17 protein-coding genes are annotated in these 19,235 nt (G+C 45.4%); 15 read left to right on the forward strand and 2 right to left on the reverse strand.

Annotated elements, in window-relative coordinates; translation table 11 throughout:
• Window positions 1–7: 7 nt before the first annotated feature.
• The 7 genes from J8N69_RS11750 to J8N69_RS11780 all read left to right on the forward strand — a co-directional run bounded on the left by J8N69_RS11750 (window position 8) and on the right by J8N69_RS11780 (window position 9,259).
• Window positions 8–862: a flagellar basal body L-ring protein FlgH gene (locus J8N69_RS11750; RefSeq protein WP_227803878.1), complete on the forward strand. Its 855-nt coding sequence runs from the start codon at window positions 8–10 to the stop codon at window positions 860–862.
• Window positions 863–931: 69 nt separating this feature from the next.
• Window positions 932–2,020, forward strand: a complete 1,089-nt coding sequence (locus J8N69_RS11755; protein ID WP_168824462.1) for a flagellar basal body P-ring protein FlgI — start codon at window positions 932–934, stop codon at window positions 2,018–2,020.
• 9 nt (window positions 2,021–2,029) lie between these two features.
• Complete coding sequence (gene flgJ / locus J8N69_RS11760; RefSeq protein ID WP_168824460.1) at window positions 2,030–3,016, forward strand: flagellar assembly peptidoglycan hydrolase FlgJ; 987 nt, start codon at window positions 2,030–2,032, stop codon at window positions 3,014–3,016.
• A gap of 123 nt (window positions 3,017–3,139) precedes the next feature.
• Window positions 3,140–5,116, forward strand: coding sequence for a flagellar hook-associated protein FlgK (gene flgK / locus J8N69_RS11765; RefSeq protein WP_168824457.1), 1,977 nt, complete (start codon window positions 3,140–3,142; stop codon window positions 5,114–5,116).
• A gap of 4 nt (window positions 5,117–5,120) precedes the next feature.
• On the forward strand, window positions 5,121–6,428 hold the full coding sequence (gene flgL, locus J8N69_RS11770; RefSeq protein ID WP_168824455.1) for a flagellar hook-associated protein FlgL: 1,308 nt from the start codon (window positions 5,121–5,123) through the stop codon (window positions 6,426–6,428).
• 23 nt (window positions 6,429–6,451) lie between these two features.
• Window positions 6,452–8,002 (forward strand): HD-GYP domain-containing protein, encoded by a 1,551-nt coding sequence (locus J8N69_RS11775; protein ID WP_168824453.1) that lies wholly within the window; start codon window positions 6,452–6,454, stop codon window positions 8,000–8,002.
• Window positions 8,003–8,374: 372 nt separating this feature from the next.
• Window positions 8,375–9,259, forward strand: coding sequence for a flagellin N-terminal helical domain-containing protein (locus J8N69_RS11780; RefSeq protein WP_168826900.1), 885 nt, complete (start codon window positions 8,375–8,377; stop codon window positions 9,257–9,259).
• A gap of 583 nt (window positions 9,260–9,842) precedes the next feature.
• Here J8N69_RS11780 and J8N69_RS11785 read toward each other — a convergent pair.
• Complete coding sequence (locus J8N69_RS11785; protein ID WP_168826898.1) at window positions 9,843–10,118, reverse strand: hypothetical protein; 276 nt, start codon at window positions 10,116–10,118, stop codon at window positions 9,843–9,845.
• 383 nt (window positions 10,119–10,501) lie between these two features.
• Between J8N69_RS11785 and J8N69_RS11790 the strand changes: the two genes are divergently transcribed.
• The 8 genes from J8N69_RS11790 to J8N69_RS11825 all read left to right on the forward strand — a co-directional run bounded on the left by J8N69_RS11790 (window position 10,502) and on the right by J8N69_RS11825 (window position 18,438).
• Window positions 10,502–11,386: a flagellin N-terminal helical domain-containing protein gene (locus tag J8N69_RS11790; protein ID WP_168826896.1), complete on the forward strand. Its 885-nt coding sequence runs from the start codon at window positions 10,502–10,504 to the stop codon at window positions 11,384–11,386.
• A gap of 64 nt (window positions 11,387–11,450) precedes the next feature.
• Window positions 11,451–11,876: a flagellar protein FlaG gene (locus J8N69_RS11795; protein WP_168826894.1), complete on the forward strand. Its 426-nt coding sequence runs from the start codon at window positions 11,451–11,453 to the stop codon at window positions 11,874–11,876.
• 35 nt (window positions 11,877–11,911) lie between these two features.
• Window positions 11,912–13,567 carry a flagellar filament capping protein FliD gene (gene fliD / locus J8N69_RS11800; protein WP_168826892.1) on the forward strand — a complete coding sequence of 552 codons (1,656 nt, stop codon included), beginning with the start codon at window positions 11,912–11,914 and terminating at the stop codon, window positions 13,565–13,567.
• A gap of 40 nt (window positions 13,568–13,607) precedes the next feature.
• Window positions 13,608–14,042 (forward strand): flagellar export chaperone FliS, encoded by a 435-nt coding sequence (gene fliS / locus J8N69_RS11805; RefSeq protein ID WP_168826890.1) that lies wholly within the window; start codon window positions 13,608–13,610, stop codon window positions 14,040–14,042.
• Window positions 14,042–14,335, forward strand: a complete 294-nt coding sequence (locus tag J8N69_RS11810; RefSeq protein WP_168826889.1) for a hypothetical protein — start codon at window positions 14,042–14,044, stop codon at window positions 14,333–14,335. The genes fliS and J8N69_RS11810 overlap by 1 nt, the downstream gene beginning before the upstream one ends.
• Window positions 14,325–16,433 (forward strand): motility associated factor glycosyltransferase family protein, encoded by a 2,109-nt coding sequence (locus J8N69_RS11815; protein WP_168826888.1) that lies wholly within the window; start codon window positions 14,325–14,327, stop codon window positions 16,431–16,433. The genes J8N69_RS11810 and J8N69_RS11815 overlap by 11 nt, the downstream gene beginning before the upstream one ends.
• 8 nt (window positions 16,434–16,441) lie before the next feature.
• Complete coding sequence (gene pseI, locus J8N69_RS11820; protein ID WP_168826887.1) at window positions 16,442–17,461, forward strand: pseudaminic acid synthase; 1,020 nt, start codon at window positions 16,442–16,444, stop codon at window positions 17,459–17,461.
• Window positions 17,443–18,438, forward strand: a complete 996-nt coding sequence (locus tag J8N69_RS11825) for a PseG/SpsG family protein (RefSeq protein WP_227803879.1) — start codon at window positions 17,443–17,445, stop codon at window positions 18,436–18,438. Before pseI ends, J8N69_RS11825 begins: the two co-directional genes overlap by 19 nt.
• A gap of 34 nt (window positions 18,439–18,472) precedes the next feature.
• Here the strand turns inward: J8N69_RS11825 and pseF are convergent, their stop codons facing one another.
• Window positions 18,473–19,234 carry a pseudaminic acid cytidylyltransferase gene (gene pseF, locus J8N69_RS11830; protein WP_168826886.1) on the reverse strand — a complete coding sequence of 254 codons (762 nt, stop codon included), beginning with the start codon at window positions 19,232–19,234 and terminating at the stop codon, window positions 18,473–18,475.
• Between the last annotated feature and the right edge of the window lies 1 nt (window position 19,235).

Below are 19,235 nucleotides of genomic sequence, written 5' to 3' on the forward strand. Positions count from 1 at the left end.
CGTGTGGATGATGATGAAGACTAAATGTGTTTTCTTGGTGCTATTAAGTGCGTGTTTGTCTGGTTGCCTCTCTTGGGATGTTAACCAACAAGCGGTTGCTAATGCCGCCGCCGCAGGGGCGGCTGGGGCAGTGGCCGATGCGGTGATTGATGCCGTAGCAGGTGAGGACGACGACGAAGCGCCAGAAGAAGCCGCAGCGGCGCCACGCAAAGGCTATGTGCCAGATCCGAATGATCCCTTAAACGGCCCGCAAATTAGCCAGTCTATTCAGTCTGATGATCCTTACTATACGCCAGTCTACCCTAACGGCATGGCACCTTCTCAAGCGCCTACGGGGGGGATTTATCAAACCGGCATGGGTGATGTGTTTTTTGGTGATCAAAAAGCCAGTAAAGTAGGCGATATCTTAACCATTAATTTGAACGAGAGCACAACCTCAACCAAAGCCAATGCGGCGGCTGTGTCTAAGTCCGCGTCGGCCACCATAGAAAACCCAACCGTGTTGGGGCAAGAGTTGAAAATGGACACCACGCTTCCACAACAAGGCACCGACTTTACGGGGAATGCGTCAGCGAATCAAAATAACAGTTTAAGCGGTACCATCTCTGTGACGGTATTTAGAGCCTTTCCCAATGGCCTGTTGGCGGTGCGAGGCGAAAAGTGGTTACGCTTAAATCAAGGCGATGAATACATTCGTTTCTCGGGTATTGTGCGTAAGCAGGATATTTCTCCAGATAATACGGTAGAATCAGAGCGAGTGGCGGATGCAAGAATTACCTATTCTGGTACGGGTGATGTGGCGGCTGGCAGTGAACAGGGTTGGGTAAGTCGTTTACTAAACTCTAGTGATATGCCTTATTAAACGTAGTGATCAAATAGATAAGAGAGATAACTCTCTTTTTGGTTTTTGTCTCTTATTAAAGGTGATGTGATGAAGCACATAGCGCTAATTCTCTTATATTTTTTGTCTTTTTCTGCTCACGCAGAGCGCTTAAAAGATATTGCCAGTGTTCAAGGGGTTCGTGAAAACCAACTGTTTGGCTATGGCTTGGTGATTGGTTTAAATGGTACGGGTGATAGCACGGCTTTCACCAATCAGAGTTTTGCGAGCATGCTGTCGCGTTTTGGGGTGACCTTGCCCGAAGGGGTTAATGCGACATCGAAAAACGTCGCCGCGGTTTCGCTCACGGCCACGTTACCGGCCTTTTCAAAACCAGGGCAAAAAATAGACGTAACGGCATCGTCGATAGGCAATGCGAGCGCTTTGCGGGGTGGGACGTTACTTCTGTCGACATTGAAAGGTGCAGACGGTGAAGTGTATGCCATCGCGCAAGGTAACTTGATTGTTGGTGGCTTGGGGGCTGATGGGGCGGACGGAGGTCGAAATTCTGTCAATGTTCCTACTGTTGGTCGTATCCCAAATGGCGCGAGTGTAGAGCGCTTGGTGGCAAACAGTTTCAATATGGGCGATACGTTAACGTTTAATTTGAACCGTCCTGACTTTACCACAGCAAAACATGTCGCCGATAAAATCAACGGTTTATTAGGCCCTGGTGTCGCGACAACGCTGGATGCGACATCAATACGTGTCTCCGCTCCGAGAGATTCCAGTCAACGAGTCACTTTTTTATCCATTCTTGAAAATCTCGAGGTGGAAGTCGCCGAAGAGCGTGCGCGCATTGTGGTGAACTCCAGAACGGGGACCATTATTATTGGTCAACATGTTAAAGTGTCACCCGCGGCGATTACTCATGGTAGTTTGACCGTGACGATCCGTGAGGTGCCTCCTGTCGTTGGCGAAGATGGTACGGTGACGGGGGGAGAGACGATCGTCTCGCCGCGTGAGGGAATTGAAATAGCACCCAATAGCGGTCATATGTTCGTGTTCGATCCTGGCGCTTCATTAAACGATATTGTTCGTGCAGTGAATCAAGTGGGCGCCGCGCCTGGCGATGTCATGGCGATCTTGGAGAGCTTAAAACAAGCTGGCGCCTTGAACGCTGATTTAGTGGTGATATAGGTTGATTTGATGAATTCAGTACCACCTAAAGAAGACTTTTTCGCGGATTTTTCCACCTTAACCGCGTTAAAGACCAAGGCTCAAAAAGACCCAGATGGCGCGTTGAAAGATGTCGCCCAGCAGTTTGAATCAATCTTTATTAATATGCTGCTGAAAAATATGCGCAGCACCAATGAAGCCATTGGTGGCGGGCTTTTTTCCAGTGCGCAAACGAAACAATATCAAGAAATGATGGACTCTCAGATGTCTCAGGGCTTGGCGAAATCAGGTGGTATTGGTTTGTCAGAAGCACTGGTGCGTCAATATCAAACTCAGCAGCAAGGAGGTCTACGTTCCTCCGCAGCAAAAGAGCGGGGCGATACGGATTTTCTCAATCAAGTCGCGAAACAGGATTTAGTAAGAATTCAAGCTTTAGCGCATCGAGCTTCTACCGATTTTATCCAGTCGGTTCAGCAGGAAGCTGAGCAAAAGACCGCCGCGGTTTCTGGTGGTGACGCGGTTTCTGCGCCATCAGCCTTGTCTGTCGTGTTTGAATCGCCAGAAGCGTTTGTTGAGCACCTCTGGCCTCACGCTCAGAAAGCGGCGCAAACGCTAGGGGTCAACCCGAAAGCGGTATTGGCCCAAGCTGCATTGGAAACTGGTTGGGGGAAATACCCTATTGCCAAAGAGGATGGAGCGGCCAGCTTTAATGTATTTGGCATTAAAGCCGACAGCCGATGGCAAGGTGATCGAGCGGTGGTAAATACCTTGGAATTTCGTGATGGCGTCGCAAAACGCGAGAAAGCCGCCTTTCGAGCCTATGATTCTTTTTCGCAGAGCTTTGATGATTATGCGAACTTTTTGTCCTCTAGTGAGCGGTATAAAGATGCCCTCCAAGCTGGGGATGACGCGTCAATGTTTGCCGCTTCTTTGCAACAAGGCGGCTATGCCACAGACCCCAAGTATGCAGAAAAAATCGATAACATCCTTTCTAGTCAATGGTTTCAACGTTTGTAACAATAAAACCGCCCAATTCTCAGCATTGGTAAAGTTCTTGCATAAGTAGCCGATAGAGCTAAAGAAAGTGCACGGTTATTTTTGAAAAACGTACTATTTGAAAACGTACTAGGGGTGTGAGCTATGGGCTCAAATTTATATTCGATTGGTTTGTCTGGGTTACATTCCAGTAATGCTCGTATCAATACGACCGGGCAGAATACAGCCAATGTGGATACCGAAGGTTACAGTCGCCAACGAACGGATACTAGCAGTTCTCCCGTGGGCGGCGTTGTGCTTCGTGATACCTCACGCCTTGTTGATAAGTTTGTCAGTGCGCAAGTCAGGGCGGACACGTCGGATTTTTCCTACCATGATGCTTATCATTCTTTGATGTCCATGTCTGACAGCTTGTTGGCAGAAGACAGTGTGTCTTTAACCGGCTATCTTGATAAAGCCTTTAGCGCCTTGCAAGCCGCGAATAATGACCCAACGTCATCTTCCTTAAGGCAGCTTGCTCACTCCAGTTTGAATAACCTTGTTGAACAATACAAAACCTTATCAGGCTTAGTGCAGAATCAAGCCAACTTGGTTGACGAGCAGTTGTCATCGTCTTTGACCGACATTAATGCCATTACAACCAAAATATCGGATTTGAATGGCAAAATTTTGCGCGAAGAAGGTTTGTCTATTTCACCGGCAAATGAGTTGCGCGACCAGCAAGAGTTATTGGCAAAAGACCTTTCTAAGTATTTGGACATCAACGCTCAGTTTAATGATAAAGGGTTGATGACGATTCAGTTAAGGAATGGTCAGCCTTTGGTTATGGATCAAAACCCTACTGAGTTAAAGGTCGTACAAAACCCATTAAGCCCAAAGAAAATCGATCTTGTGGTCAGTTTTGGGGATTACAGTGTTGGTTTAAAAACAGACAGTCTTGGTGGCAGTATTGGCGGGCTGGTGGATTTTCGCTCAGAATTCAGTGAATACGCAGATCGTACCTTAGGGCAACATGCGATCGCCATTGCCGATGCTATGAATACGCAGAATGCGAAGGGCCTAGATGCGAATGGTGACTTCGGCCGAGATCTGTTTTCTTTGGGGAAAATAGAGATTTATTCCAGTAAAGATAATATCCATAAACTGTCGAACCTTTCGGTTAAGGTGTCAACGGGAGAGTCTGCCAAACTCACGACGAATACGTACGAATTTAATAGAACGGACGATGATCGATTTGCGATTACGCAATACGATTTAAATGGTAAAGCTGTGGGGCAATCAACTGTGTTTGATTTGTCTAGTATGACGCCGAATGCTAATGGCTATTATAAAATTGAAGAATTAGGATTGGATATTCGAGTCAGCGACTTGAGCGCCATAGACCAAGATGATGTATTTCGTTTCACACCCAGCGCCGGAGCGGCCGCGGGTCTGAGTTTGCATGCGAAAAATGGCGATGCTTTAGCGTTAAGCTCTCCAGTGGGCACGACGACCCATTCAGAAAATTTATCTGATGCTAAAATGTCGGTATCTTCGGTGACCAACACTCGGTCTGATACATCGGCGTTTGCGTCGGATGGTTCTCTTTACCCAAGTGCTCCCCATAAGATTTATTTTACATCGCCTAGCTCTTATGTGGTTCAGGATGCATCAGGCACCGAAATTGCCTCCGTCAATAATGTGTTGCAGTATACCGATTTACTTGAGCAGGCCGGTTTAGCAAAAGAAGCTGGGTTTGATGTGTCGGTGTCTTCTATGCCTCAGCAAGGTGATGAATTCTCAATTAGCACGGATAATATTGGCCCTTCTGATAACTTTAATGGCTTAGCATTAATCAATTTACAGAATCAGTCACTGGTAGAAGGCAAAGCCAGTTTAACCAAGGCTTTTGCTGGTTTTATTGCTCAGGTCGGTACAAAGACAGCAGAATCGGCAGGCCATGCAAAATCCAGTGAAGTTATTATGAATGACAGTGTGAACCGCCGAGATAGATTGTCCGCGGTCAGTCTTGATGAAGAAGCGGTAAATTTGCTGAAATATCAGCAATCCTACTCCGCTTCTGCTCAAGTGATAACGGCAGCTCGTACAACGTTTGAAACGCTGTTAGGGATCATGAGGTAAGTTTATGCGAGTGACAAATAATTTGATTTATAGTCAGTCGAGTCGGGCGATTGGCCAAGCAAACGAGAAGATCATGAACGCGCAGGAAAAAATTTCAGCGCAAACAGACATCGTTAGACCAAGTGATAACCCGGTTGGTGCGAGCCAGATATTAATGTATGAAGGCAATAATAATCGCCTCAAGCTGTTTGATGAATCGATTAAAATGGCAACAGGTAACCTAGAGTATCAAGAGGTTGCCTTGGATAGCCTAAACGATTCAATGGATGAAGTTCGAGGGCTTTTTATTCAAGCGCAAAATGACATCAATACCCAAGAAGATATTGATGCCATTGCGCAGGAAATAGCCTTGATAACCGAATCCATGGCCGAGTTGATGAATTCAAAAAGTGCAGATGGTAACTATATTTTTGCGGGTACCGATACGCAAGGGCCGCCCTTTGTATTGAATAGTGAAAGTCGTTACCAGTGGGCGGGCAATGAAGAACAAAAATTTGCTCAAATTTCAGAAGACATGAAGATCCCTGTTTCTGATTCTGGCAAAGCTTTGTTCCAAGATATTTGGACCAATCGTAGCTTTTCCTCTCAAGTGTTGGCGGGGGATGTTTCTCTAAAGTCGACAGTGAAAAATCAGGGGGATTTTAATGCGTTTATGGATGAGCATTACGACCCTGAAAGACCTGAGGCGAATGCCTATCGTCTAACCACATCGCCTGTGACGCCAGAAGGGGAAGCTGCCCAAGTCGAGATGAATTATGTCGGCTCAGATACCCGGGCTGATCAAGAAAGACGCCGTGCTTTTGATGGCACTCCTGGAACCTACAGCATAACGAATCATCTTGGTGAAGTTGTGTCTTCTGGCTCTTATACGGCGGGTAAGCCTATTGCGTTTGGCAGCATGTCGTTTCTATTAAAAGGGGCGCCAGGTGCAGAGGTTGATTTTGCGTTAGATAAGCCAAGACGAGATAACGTGCTCAATGAAATAAATGATACGTTAGCGGTGTTGAGGGATAAAACTTCCAGTCATGATGAGCGGCAGGCGGCTTTTTTTGATGCCACGACGAGCATTAATAATGCCCAGCGAAAAGTCAGTGAGGGTCGGTCTTCTGTCGGTTCAAGGTTGAATATTTTGCGGGATCGAGAAGATTTTAGCTCGGCTAACCAGCTATCAAATGCGGTGGCGCAGGATCGTATTGGTGGATTGGATCTCGCCGCAGCGGCAACCGAGTTGTCGATGAAAGAGTCGGCTTTGAATGCGTCGCAAAAAGTCTTTACTCGAATGAGTAATCTTTCTCTTTTTAATAAGATGTAAGTTTAGAGTGGTAGGTCAAAACGATGTCAGCATTTAACATAGAGTCCTGTTTTGGGGCTGATATCAATGTAGGGTATTTTAATATAGAAGAAATACTCGAAATATTGGAAATAAAAGAAAAAGTAGTTGGCAGTAAACGCGTTCAGAGCCTGATCAGAATGCATGGTCGCAAAGACCGAATTGTAGGGATTGCCATGCGTCAAATGGCATTTGATGTGTTGCGTCCAGTACTTGATGCTGAATTTCTTCCTCATGATCCGTATTTTGATAGTGACCAGTTATTAAGCAGTCGCCGAGAAAGGTTGTATGACGCTCAAGAGCGATTTCTTGTCCTTTGCCTGTCCATCGCCAGTGGGCGTTCGGTACGCAGTCTAAAAAAACTTAATCCTGACTTGAACACCAAAGAGCTACGCAGTAAGCATGCTCGAAATAAAAGTCTGTTTCGTTATTTTCGACAAGAATTAAACGAACATACTCGAGAATACATCTTGAGCTATAAAGCTCGTATGGATAAGAATGCCGCCGGGACTGGTGACCCAGTCAAAGACGATTCTAGTGTTCTCGCTGAGGCGGAGCAGAAAAACATAGCCTCCACGGCAATCAAAAAAGTGCCCCTCGAAAACAAGTTTATCCCCACCTCATTTGATGACGAAACCGCTGTTGCGTTTAAGTTGTTTCAAGATGGCCATACTTTGTTATCCAGCCAAGTAGAGTGCTTTAAACGGGGTAATAAGCTAGATATGTTGGCGTTGATGAAGTTTTGCCGTCGACTCATAGAATCTCATACCCGAAATAATTTTTCGTTAATGGCCATACGGCATATAAAAGACGCGTCGTCGTATTTGGAGCAGCATGCCATGGGCATGGCGGTGTTAGGGATTCATTTTGCTAAGGCGATGAAACTATCGAGCGCTTATGTGGAAGTCATTTCGCTGGGGGCGTTATTGTTTGATTTAGGTCGTTTCCGTTTGCCCGCTGCCATGGTGGCTAAAGCCACTAAAATGACCGAGGGCGAATTTGATTTGTTTCGTAAGCATATTCAATTTGGCGAACAAATTTTGCAAAAGTGCGATGGGGTTCCTAAAGCGGTTTATCAAATGTTATCTGACCATCATGAAAAAATGGATGGCTCGGGCTACCCAGCAGGTAAGCAGGGTGACGAAATTTCCGTCTATGGAAAAATCGCGGCCATTATTGATGCTTATGATGCTATGACCTCAGAACAGCCACATAAGCATTCTATGGGGCCAATAAAAGCCTGTTTGCAGATGCGCAAAGAGTCCGGTTTGGCGTTTGATAAGCAGTTGCTTGCCGTATTTCTGAAAAATATTGGTGCAGTTCCTGTGGGGTCTTGTGTGCTCTTGTCTAATGGACGGGTTGGCTTCGTCCTGACACTGAATAAGTCCTTCCAGCCCTCTTTGGTCCGCCAAGTGTACAGCATGACCAATAAAGCCTTTATTGAAGTGACAGACGTTGAGTTAAACAAGCCCGCCAATTTAAGAACTGAAATAGTGATTGAAAAAGAAGTCGATCCTCAAGACTTTGGCTTGCAGTTCATCAATCATATTTCATAATACCGTTCACCGTTCACCGTTCACCGTTCACCGTTCACCGTTCACCGTTCACCGTTCACCGTTCACCGTTCACCGTTCATAGAAAGAAGCATTAGATCTCAATGCTGTTTTCTCCTCTTTGCCTTTAAATTTCTATTGTTTTGACATTATTTTGGCTTTTTCGGCTTTTATTTTTAAAGTTATCAGCCTTGAGTTCGATAACTGTGAGTACCGCTTTTTTTGTGTTTAAAAAATGAATAGAACGTAAAAAAAGTATAAAAAAAAATTAAAGATCAGCGCTGAAGTGTCGATAACTTTAATAAGAGACAAAAACCAAATAACTAATTAAATCAAAAGGTTGTCTCGTCAAAAAATGTTTTTAGGAGAGATAAAATGGCTTTATACGTAAATACAAATGTGTCCTCGCTGAATGCTCAGCGTATGCTAAATAATTCCAGTCGTGAGCTTGATACAAGCTATCAGCGCTTGTCATCAGGTCAACGAATTAACAGTGCGGCAGACGATGCAGCCGGACTTCAAATTTCTGATCGTTTGACTTCTCAGATTAACGGTTTGAACCAATCTGTACGAAATGCAAACGATGGCATTTCCTTAGCGCAAACCGCGGAAGGCGCATTGGACGAAACGACCAGCATGCTACAGCGTATGCGTACTTTGTCCATTCAGGCTGCCAACGGTTCTAACTCAGACAGAGATCGTGTGGCCTTGCAGCAAGAAATGGGGCAGTTGTCCAAAGAAATTAACCGTATTGCCGACACCACGACATTTGGTGGTGCAAACTTACTTGATGGAACCTATCAAGGTATTTTCCAAGTAGGCGCCGATGCGAACCAAACCATCAGTTTTACGTTAGAGTTTGGTGGGGCGAATAATTCTATCGATTATCAGTCGAACAATGGCTTTACTATGTCCGGTTTATCGAATCAGTCTTCCTCTCAAGTGAGTGAGACAACGGCTTCGGTGTCTTCCATGGTAAATGCGCAAAGCATGATAAGCATCATTGACTCCATGATTTCCGCTGTTGACTTTAAGCGGGCGGAGCTGGGTGCGGTACAAAACCGTTTTAGTTCTACGGTGACTAACTTAAGTAACATCTCTGAGAACGTATCGGCAGCACGAGCCCGTGTTCGTGATGCTGACTTCGCTCAAGAAACGGCAAACTTGACCAGTGCACAAATTTTACAGCAAGCGAGTAGTACGATTCTTGCCCAAGCAAATCAGCGTCCTCAGACGGCATTATCTCTACTAGGTAGTTAATGATAAAAATGGCATGACGTGAAGCGGCACTAGATTGCGGCTTCTCCAAAGTATTCGAGTTTATTCTCGGATTATGGGCAACTTCTCTCTCCTAGAGGTGCCTTTTAAGCCGGGTGATTTTTTTCACCTGGCTTTTTTTTGCCTAAATAACGCGATATTGCGTTGTTGTTTGACGGTAATGGGGGGAAGGCTTATGCCATAGCGGATTAATGGGCAAATTGAGCGACGTGAGCGCGCGCTGTTTGTTCCTGATTGGCTTTGAGATGGGCTTTGTTAATGATGACAGCCAGTTAATGAATTTTTCGACAGTGAGGTATTAGGCGACGAAAGTATGTTTAGGCGTTTTTTTATGAGCACAAATGTTTTCAGGCTGTATTGGTTTGAGTCATGTCTATTTGAGTCATGCTATTAGGCCTTGCCTGTTTAGAGCGGCTGCTTAGGGCGTGCCTGTATGGGCGGCATTTGTTTGGATCACATCTAGGTTGTGAGCATTACTTGAACTTCTAAAAAGTAACCGGCGATAGATTTCTATTGTGGTTACTAAGCAGTTTGGGCGTGTGAACGGCGGTGTCTTGTTAGGAAGTTATTTTCTGGCGGTAGGCGTATGGGTGAATGAAAAATACACGGTATAAAACGAGGCTTTATTTTTGTTTGCCATATAACGCGCAAAGGTACTGTTGTGCTCGGTTTTTTGCCTATCTAAGAAATGGCACAGCACAGCTGCGTCTTGTTTTTTGTGTATGGGCTTTTGCTGTTGTATGGCCGCTTGTGTCTTTGTGTCTTTGTGCCTTTGTGCCTTTGTGCCTTTGTGGATATTGGTTTTGTTGGTGATGTTTTGTGGGTGGCAATTTTTTGTCACTTTGTGTCGTTGGTTTGTTTTTGTGGCGCTATTTTGCCACTTGGCTTTTTGCCGTTTTCGAGAGAGCGGGCCTCAGTGTTATTCAGATCAAAGGCTTTTTGTCAGCTCATTGTAGAAATACGAATGTTAAAGGTGTTTTAGGGTGTGTTTTTAGGTTAATTGACGTGAAAACACCGTTTTTTGGAAAAAAGAGTAAAAAAATTTAATTATTATTTACTCTTTTAAAACAACCAGTTAGGCAGTTTTCTGCCTCTTGAAGGGATATTTTTTTCCGCTTTGTGGAAAAAAATATCCGAAATTGACTAAAGGTTTTCAAAGTCTTGTCGAAAACCTTATACGATCTGCTTTTTATTGCAGGATTTAATAAAACCTAGGAGGCTATAATGGCTCTATACGTAAATACGAATACGTCATCTTTAAGCGCACAGCGTCAGTTGATGAGCTCAGCAAAATCTTTGGATACTTCTTTCGAACGTTTGTCTTCTGGTTTGCGGATTAACAGTGCGGCGGATGACTCGGCAGGGTTATTGATCTCTAACCGTTTGACCTCTCAGGTCAATGGTTTAAACCAGTCTGTGCGAAACGCTAATGATGGTATCTCTTTGGCTCAAACCGCTGAGGGTGCATTAGATGAAACATCTAATATGTTGCAACGTATGCGTACCTTGTCTATCCAGGCAGCAAACGGGTCAAACTCAGATAAAGACCGTGCAGCGCTTCAGCAAGAAATGGGTCAACTATCAACCGAAATCAACCGTATCTCTTCGGATACAACATTCGGTGGTGAGAATTTATTGGATGGTACTTACACTGGTATTTTCCAAGTAGGTGCGGACTCTAATCAAACCATTAGTTTTAACTTAACGGATGGTGGTGTTACTAATTCCATTGACTTCGCGGGTAATGCTGGCTTCACTATGTCCGGTTTATCGAGCAGTGCGAGTACAGCACAAGTGAGTGTAACAAGCGCTTCTGTATCGACTATGGCAAATGCGCAAAGCATGATCGATGTATTAGACACCATGATTTCTGCCGTTGACTCAAAGCGTGCCGAATTGGGTGCGATTCAAAACCGTTTTGGCTCTACTATCAGTAACTTAAGTAACGTCACAGAAAACGTATCGTCTGCTCGTTCTCGTGTACGTGATGCTGACTTTGCGGCAGAAACGGCGGAGCTAACAAGCTCTCAGATTCTTCAGCAAGCAAGCTCATCTATTTTGGCTCAAGCGAACCAACGTCCACAAACCGCTTTGTCTCTTCTAGGCTAAGCGTTAGTGGTAGCGGAAAGCTGGGACGTTGTCCCGGCTTTTGTCTATCCGGAGAAACTCTGTTATGTCCATTAATGTCAGTGATTTTTCTAAGCAGGGTATTCCATACTCTTTAAGACCTAACGAACAGCGCGCCGCAGAGGATTTTGCTGCACTGCGTCAGAGTAATGCTAAAGTTGTCCAAAATACCGCCGATAGCAACAAAGCGGATAGGGACAATAACCCGTCTCATTTCTCGAACTTATCGGCACCGGTTGAGCCTAATGATTTAAAGGCAATGAATAAAAAGCTGTCCCAGTTAAATGTGCATTTAACCTTTGAAATGACAGAAGACCGAGCACAAAATATTGTAAAAGTATTGGATCAGTCAACAGGGGATGTAGTTCGTCAAATTCCGACAGAAGAGTTTCTTAAAATGTCTGAGAGAATTGATGCTATTATGAGCCAGTTGAGTGATATCAAGGGAACCTTGGTAAACAGTGAGGTTTAACTAGACATAGATAGAAAGCGTTAGGAGATAAAGTTATGGCGGTAGGCTCTTTAGGGGCGGGATCTGGTATAGACCTAGAGTCTCTAGTAAAGCAAATGGTAAGTGCTCAAAAAGACGTCAAGGTTAAACTTTATCAAGATAAAATTAATGGCTATGAGGCTGAATTTTCTGCTTTAGGCCAAGTCGGTTCTGCTATTGATAACTTTAAAAGCTCAGTGCAGGCACTGAATAATGACGACCTTTTTACTGGGCGCGATGCTAAAATTGCGCAAAAAGAAGGTGAAGAAGTTGTTTCTATTACCACAGATAACACGGCTTCGAATGGCTCTTATGCGATTGATGTCAATCAGTTAGCAAAAGGCAGCCGTATTATGTCTGCGCAAGGATTATTTTCCTCTGCGGATGAGGTCATCACCAAAGAAGACGCACAACTTATTTTTAAGGCTGGCAGCCATGAATTCTCTATCAATGTTGATGCCGGCACGACCCTATCTGAATTACGTAACCAGATTAATACTTCCGAAGACAACTTTGGCGTATCAGCGAATTTGATTGATGACGGCAATGGCAACCTATTTTTTACCGCAACATCCTCTATTCAGGGCGCTGGTAACACGCTCAAAATTAGTAACACGTCTATTGTTAGAGATGAAGATGGCAATATTATCGACAACAGCAAAGACGCCATCGACGTAAAAGATCCTATTGAAGAGCAAGACGCCGTTGAAAAAAGCAACGAGGTAGCGGATGACGCTAAGCCAGTTGACGAGCCTGACGAATTGGATTTGGAAGGCGATGATGTCGACTTTGCCAACGATGGCCCTATCCCTGCTGATGAAGAAAAAGACATTGCAGAAACAGCCAGTGCCGCAGATATTGAGCCTGTCGAGATCGAAACAGACGACACCGATAACACGGAGGTCGCTCCATTCGCAGCTGGACTTACGTTAGACAGTGTTTCCACCGAAGGCATGACGGCTGGTTTGTATGCTCCTCTAGGGGAAGAAGCGCGTGACGCGGTGATTACCGTTGATGGTATTCAAATTCGTAATCAATCAAATACCTTTGATGACGCGGTCGCGGGGTTGTCCATTGAGGCGTTAGCGCCAACGGACAAAACCACCAAGGTTGACATCAGTTTTGACCAGAAAACCGTACAAGAAACCATTGAAGCCTTTGTTGCCTCTTACAATGACATGGTCGGATTCTTACAAGCCAGTACCGACAAAGATGCGGTTTTAAATGGCAACAGTATGATTCGTACACTGCAATCATCCTTGTCTACCCAATTAATGAGCAGTCATGGTGAGGCCGGAACCTTCACGTCTGTTTTTGATTTGGGCATCAAAATGGACAACAAGGGCATGCTAAGTTTTAACAATGCTAAATTCGACGATGCCATGAAGCGGGGCTACAGTGAAATTGCCCCAATGATATCAGGAAAAAATGGTCTGGCTCAGTCACTGGAAAATTTGCTAAGCAGCTATACGGGTTCAGCTGGAATGACAAACACATTAAAGGATTCGCTGACTCGGTCGATAGATAATACAGAAGAGACATTGGAAGCGTATGAAGATCGGATGGTTCGTTATGAAGAATCACTTCGCTCTAAGTTTGCTGGTTTGGATTCTCGCTTGGCCAACATGAATGCGCAAGGCGGCTATCTAAATTCTGTATTAGCGAAAATGTAAACGGTTTTAAACAGTAATACTCGAATTAATGGGGTTGTGTATGTACAAGAGTAAAGGGATCCAAGCTTACAGAAAGGACTCAATTAAGTCCGATTTAGCATCGGCTGATCCTCATCGCGTCATTCAGCTCTTGATGCAAGGGGCGCTTGAGAAGTTAGCCCTAGGAAAGGGCTGTATTGAACGTTCGGACTGGGAAGGTAAAGCCGCCGCGTTAACGCGAGCGAGCGAAATTATCAATGCGCTAAGAGACGCGCTAGATAGAGATGCTAACCCAGAGTTGGTCGATAACCTTGAGTCGCTTTACGAATACATGATGGTTCGAATTACTGAGGCCAGTGTGACCAAAGACACGGCTATTATCGATCAAGTAATGGGGCTTATTTTACAAATCAAAGGCGCTTGGGATCAAATATCCACATTGGATAAGCAAGTCGCTTATGGTGGCCAAACTGAGGCTCGGGTAGGGGTTGTTTAATGTTCGATTTGTCACACTTAACGACGTTGAGTGCTGCACTAGAACAAAGCCTCATCGACAACGACATAGAAAAAATTCAGCAGCTATGTGAAGACAATGATGGCTTTATACACACTATAGAGCCACTGACTGACCCCAAAGCGAATGAACAAATCAGACAGTTTATCATGACACATCAAGCCGCCACGCGACTGATTCGAGATGTGCATGCAGAAATGCAAAAACAACTTTACCGAACGAATAAAACCCGCAAGGGTGTGAATAAATATAAAGGCGTGAAACATGCAAAATGAGGAAGTTTTATCCTCTCTTGATCAGGCAGAAGCGTTTGCTGCTTTGTTTGAAAGAGGTGCAGCTCGCCTCAAAGAGAACGATAGTGAGTTAACTGAGCGATACGTAAGAAACATGACGGTATTTTCTCAAGTCATGCCTCATATTTTTGAATCCTTCCAACATTACCAACCTAAAAAACGCCATATTTATATGGAAGAAGAGGGCGGACTTAACCTTTATCGGGAAGATGTCGGTGTCCCGCTCTTTTCGGCTCAGCCAAGAGCGCAGGCGGCAGAGAAAATTGCCCAAGCCTTAAAAAAACCGAATAAAACCCTACTTAACTTAGAGCGCACGGCGAAGCATCCAAGTCGTCACGTTTTTTACAGCAATAAAATACTCGATCAAATCGAGCAACAATCGCAGGCGTTGCAACCGCAAGAAGGTTGGCCTGAGTTCGTCGGATCCACAATATTGTTTGGTGTTGAGTTTGGTTATCAGCTCGAAATACTGCTGGCACAGCGCTCCATTAAGCATTTGTATTTGTATGAACATGATTTGGACTTCTTTTATTATTCGTTGTTCGCCATTGAGTGGGGCAATATTTTAGACCTATGCAATCGTGATGGACGCACGATTCATTTTTTCCTTGGCGTTAACCCCGAAGAATTTACTGAAAAATACCTCCACCAGTTAGAAGAAAATGGCTTTTTTATGGCGCCAGAAACGTATTTGCATGTTTCTTATAGCAGCCCTGAAAACGACCTAGCGATTGCGTATTTTAAGAAACACTATGCTCGTCAAGTCATGGGGTGGGGATTTTTTGATGATGCTTTAATTGGCATTGCGCAGGGGCTTAAATCGCTCCCTAAAACCAAAATAGCGCATTTTCAAGGCCGCGAAGCGTTGCCTAAATGGGTCGCCAATATTCCGGTTTTTATTTTAGGCAATGGTCCTTCTCTTGATCAGGGGATTGAGTTAGTCAAAGAAATTCGTGATCAGGTGTTGTTGATCTGCTGCGGCTCCACTATTAACACGTTGAAAAAATTAGGTGTGACGCCTGATATTCATGTAGATATTGAGCGCCTGAAACAAACGGTTGATAAGTTTTCATTTTTGGATCAAGACTACCTAGACAAAATCTGGGGGTTGTCTGTCAATGTTATGCACCCCGGCCTGTTTGATTGTTTTAAGCGCTCGGGCATGGCAATGAAACCCGGTGAAGCGATTACGTCACTTATGTTGTCCCAAGCGCGGGCACATGGCGATGATAAAGAATATGTGCAACTGAATTATTGTAATCCGGTCGTGGCAAACTTAGCCTTGTCTTATGTTCACCTGTTTGGTTTTAACACTGTGTATTACCTTGGTGTGGATAATGGTTTCAAAGACAAAGGCAGCCATCACTCGGTGCACAGTGGGTACTATAAAGACGGTAAAGAGTCTGGTTTTCAAACCTTCCAAGAAGCCAAGTTAGTGAAACGAGAAGGGAACTTCGGCGGTACGGTTTACGCGACGGGTATTATGGATACGTCACGAGTTCAGCTGGAGACGTTGACTCGGCAATTAAATAAGCGTCGAAATTTTGCCAGCTATAACTTGTCTGATGGGGCAAAAATCGAAGGCGTAACACCGCTCCTTATTGATGATGTATTGATCATAGACCCGAAAATTGATCACGCCAACGTTATTGATATTTTAGAAAGCGTGTATTTCACCGACCCACCAGCGGCTTTATTGGAGCAATCTGCGCAGACGCTGATTTCTATTGACGACTTTCGTACCATCAGTCGAATGTTGCAACAAGGTTGGGACGAAACGGTTGTCACACGCCAGCAAGTGTGTGATTTGTTGTGGTCTCATCATCGAAAAATCTATTTTTTGAAAGGCAGTATTCACCGTCATATTTACGATTTATTAATTGGTTCTTTTACTTACTCTGCGTTTTTGATTGTGCAGTTTCTATTCAAGTATCAGGACGAGGCCGAAACCGTGGCTCGTGCTCGTCATTTGTTTGAGCCTTGGTGCGAGTTTCTGGAAGAAATGCCTAGCATGTTGCAACAGGCTTCTGAGTATGTTGATCAGGGCAACGATCATCTCATCACTTTTTACAATGGTTGATTTTTATTATGTTCGAGCAAACGCCTTTTATTATTGCTGAGTTATCAGGCAACCATGAGCAAGATTTTGAACTCGCCAAAGCCATGATACACGCCGCGGCAGACGCAGGCGTAGACGCCATAAAGTTACAAACTTACACACCAGACACCATGACGCTCGACGTACGTCATGGTGAATTCATGGTTTCGGAAAGCGATAGTTTATGGCGCGGCAGCAATTTGTATGATCTTTATGCCAAGGCATCGACTCCTTGGGAGTGGCACAAACCCTTATTTGAATTAGCTGAATCCTTGGGATTAGTGGCCTTTAGCTCGCCGTTTGATTTGAGTGCGGTGGCTTTTTTAGAAAGCCTCAACGTACCCTTATACAAGATAGCCTCCTTCGAGATGACCGACATTCCGCTGATTCAAGCTGTCGCGCGAACGGGTAAACCAATCATTATGTCGACCGGCATGGCAAGTGAAGACGAAATCGCGGACGCCGTGGCGACGATTCGAGCGATTGGCGATAACCCATTAACCTTGCTCAAATGCACCAGTACTTACCCGGCGAGAATAGAAGATTCCAACCTGGTTACCATGGCGGATTTAGCCGCGAAAACGGCTTGTCCGGTTGGCTTGTCTGATCATACCCAAGGTCTTGGTGCGGCGGTCGCGGCAACGGCACTGGGCGCGACCGTGATTGAAAAACACTTTGTGTTAGATCGTAGCGCGGGGGGCGTAGACGCGGCGTTCTCTATGGAACCGGAGGAAATGAAAGCCTTGGTAATCGCCTGTCGTGCAGCAAAAGCCGCCCTTGGCTCTGTTACTTACGGTGGCTCAGACGCAGAACAAGCGGCGAAAAAATACCGTCGCTCTATTTATGTGGCGATGGACTTACCCGCCGGGACGGTTCTGACTGCCGCGCATCTTAAAATCATTCGCCCATCGTTTGGTCTTGCGCCTAAGCATTGGGCCGATGTCTTGGGCAAAACCTTGTCTATGGACGTGCAAAAAGGCCAGCCGCTTGCTTGGGATATGATGGCGTGAAAGCCTTGGTGCGAGCCGATGCCTCGGTCGAGATCGGCATGGGGCACAGGGTTCGCTGCCAAGCCTTGATTCACGCCTTTACTCAATTAGGCTGGCAATGCCAGTTCGTCGTGGATCGCCGTTATCAAGCATTTGCCTCGCCAGACGATGTTTTTATTGCCACGGAGGCGCAATTCTGGCGATTAGCCGAACAGGCGGATCTCGTCATATTGGACCATTATGGTTACGCTGCTGATGCCATTACCCAGCTCTATCAACATCAGGCAAACCTTCTGGTGTTGGATGACATGAACGATAGGGGCGAATTTCCCGCCAAGTGGTTATTGAATCCGTTACAGCAAGACTATTCCAAGTTAATTGAATACCCTCTCATTGGCAGTCAATACGCGTTATTAAGACCGGCTTTTCAAGCTTCCCACATTGACCACAGCTCACCGCAACGACTGCTTGTTACCCTAGGGGGAACCGACCCCTTGATGCTGACGCTCCCTATTTTAAATACCTTGTTGGCGTCCGGTTTTCCAACGGAATACATTCAGGTGCTATTGGGCGCGAATGCTAAAAACGCCGCTCAAGTGATCGCGTTTTGTGATGATAATCGCATCGCCTTCGAGCAAGGTTTAGCGGATGTCACGCCATTGATGAAACAGGCCAAAATGGCGATTTCTGCCGCGGGTGGCACCTTGTTTGAGTTAGCTTGTCTGGGCGTGCCGACGGTCTTTGCTCAAGTGGCGGAGAATCAAACGCGCTCTTTAGAGCAGCATGTGCCACTTGATTGGTGTTGTTCGGTGCGCTTTGATACTGTGCCGGAAGCGGCTCGACAACAGCGAGTTGCGCGGTTAGTGGAAGAGGTGAATCGCCGTTGGTTGGACCTTCAATGGCAACAAAACGCCCGCCAAACGGCGCGTCGCTTGGTTGATGGCGCGGGAGCGGAACGTGTTGCTAGAGTGATTAGCGATTTTTTTGAGACACAGTAAAGATTGGAACTGAAATTGGAACTGAAATTAAAGTTCAAAGGTTCAAATCCGCCGCTTGTTTCAATAGCATGATTTGCGTTAAACGCAGCCAATCTTCCTCTGTGTCTAAATCCTGAATTCTATGTCTTGGTAGGAGTAAGGGCTTAGATTGTGGCCCGAATATTTCTTGATCAAACCAGCTTTGCGTGCTTGCCCAATAAAATTGCCCCGCATCGTGGATCGCTTCGACTAGGTCTTGTGAACGCTTGCCAATATGTTCAGGAAACATAGGCGCTAAGTCACCCTTGTCGTTGAGATGAAGCGCTCGCTGAATGGGGAAGGCAAAGGTAGTGGCGGAAAAACAAAATGCGGTGCTGTGATCGAGTTGAGCCAAACCTTGCTGCAAATCTTTAGGGGTGAGCAGCGGGCAAGTCGCGTAAATCAGACAGCCTTCATCGGGCGTTTTGCCTTCTTCACTCAAAAACCGCAAGGCATGTTGCATAACCGGCGTGGTGCCCGTCATGTGATCGGCCAAGTCTGCAGGGCGTAAAAAGGGTGTCTCAGCGCCAAATTGGCGGGCGACGTCGGCAATCTCTGTGTCGTCGGTAGACACAATCACTCGGTCAAACAAACCAGAAGCCATCGCAGTTTCAATAGAATAAGCGATCAAGGGTTTGCCATCTAATAAGCGAATGTTCTTTCTGGGAATGCGTTGAGAGCCACCTCGAGCTGGAATCACCGCGACTCGATAACGTTTAGCTGAATGATCGTTGTCTTGTAGACGACTGCTGTTTTGTGAACAAAAGCTGTCTTGCATG

This window comes from Marinomonas profundi, assembly GCF_020694005.1.
Taxonomy (GTDB): Bacteria; Pseudomonadota; Gammaproteobacteria; order Pseudomonadales; family Marinomonadaceae; genus Marinomonas; species Marinomonas profundi.

Excerpts from the sequence above, each read along its gene's own strand:
- J8N69_RS11755 (WP_168824462.1), top strand. The coding sequence starts at position 932 with ATGAAGCACATAGCGCTAATTCTCTTATATTTTTTGTCTTTTTCTGCT.
- J8N69_RS11810 (WP_168826889.1), top strand. The coding sequence starts at position 14,042 with ATGTTCGATTTGTCACACTTAACGACGTTGAGTGCTGCACTAGAACAA.
- flgL (WP_168824455.1), top strand. The coding sequence starts at position 5,121 with ATGCGAGTGACAAATAATTTGATTTATAGTCAGTCGAGTCGGGCGATT.
- flgJ (WP_168824460.1), top strand. The coding sequence starts at position 2,030 with ATGAATTCAGTACCACCTAAAGAAGACTTTTTCGCGGATTTTTCCACC.
- flgK (WP_168824457.1), top strand. The coding sequence starts at position 3,140 with ATGGGCTCAAATTTATATTCGATTGGTTTGTCTGGGTTACATTCCAGT.
- J8N69_RS11815 (WP_168826888.1), top strand. The coding sequence starts at position 14,325 with ATGCAAAATGAGGAAGTTTTATCCTCTCTTGATCAGGCAGAAGCGTTT.
- J8N69_RS11775 (WP_168824453.1), top strand. The coding sequence starts at position 6,452 with ATGTCAGCATTTAACATAGAGTCCTGTTTTGGGGCTGATATCAATGTA.
- J8N69_RS11750 (WP_227803878.1), top strand. The coding sequence starts at position 8 with ATGATGATGAAGACTAAATGTGTTTTCTTGGTGCTATTAAGTGCGTGT.
- J8N69_RS11795 (WP_168826894.1), top strand. The coding sequence starts at position 11,451 with ATGTCCATTAATGTCAGTGATTTTTCTAAGCAGGGTATTCCATACTCT.
- fliD (WP_168826892.1), top strand. The coding sequence starts at position 11,912 with ATGGCGGTAGGCTCTTTAGGGGCGGGATCTGGTATAGACCTAGAGTCT.
- J8N69_RS11780 (WP_168826900.1), top strand. The coding sequence starts at position 8,375 with ATGGCTTTATACGTAAATACAAATGTGTCCTCGCTGAATGCTCAGCGT.
- J8N69_RS11790 (WP_168826896.1), top strand. The coding sequence starts at position 10,502 with ATGGCTCTATACGTAAATACGAATACGTCATCTTTAAGCGCACAGCGT.
- fliS (WP_168826890.1), top strand. The coding sequence starts at position 13,608 with ATGTACAAGAGTAAAGGGATCCAAGCTTACAGAAAGGACTCAATTAAG.
- pseI (WP_168826887.1), top strand. The coding sequence starts at position 16,442 with ATGTTCGAGCAAACGCCTTTTATTATTGCTGAGTTATCAGGCAACCAT.
- pseF (WP_168826886.1), bottom strand. The coding sequence starts at position 19,234 with ATGCAAGACAGCTTTTGTTCACAAAACAGCAGTCGTCTACAAGACAAC.